The 284-nt window shown below is 38.7% G+C and carries 1 pseudogene; it reads right to left on the bottom strand.

Annotation, left to right across the window (positions count from 1 at the left end):
* Window positions 1-156: 156 nt before the first annotated feature.
* Window positions 157-284 (bottom strand): annotated as a pseudogene (locus A1019T_RS12965) (IS5/IS1182 family transposase); the annotation flags it as partial.

The raw sequence follows: 284 nt of genomic DNA, 5'->3' as shown, positions 1-284 counted from the left end.
CTGCTCTAAATATTCAATGCGTGTGGTTAATTCATTGAGATGGGTTTGTTTAGCAGGACTGTCCTGATAACTACTATGAACGCCATTGGCGGTTACAAGATTCTGAGCAGGCGTTGCTATAGGTCTGCCATTAATATCGCTAACTAGGGCGTGTCCTCAATTTAACTTACAGTGAATAATAGTATAAGCTAGGTAAAGCATAGATTTAAAATTGCGTGCTAGCTTTTCATAGCCTGTTGCTATACTGCGAAAATGCTTTAATCGAGCGAACATATTTTCAACTA

Origin of the sequence: Psychrobacter piechaudii (genome assembly GCF_900162825.1) — a bacterium.
In the GTDB taxonomy this organism is placed as follows: Bacteria; Pseudomonadota; Gammaproteobacteria; order Pseudomonadales; family Moraxellaceae; genus Psychrobacter; species Psychrobacter piechaudii.
Note: the sequence above shows the minus strand (reverse complement) of the source record. Positions and strands in the feature narration are given on the sequence as shown.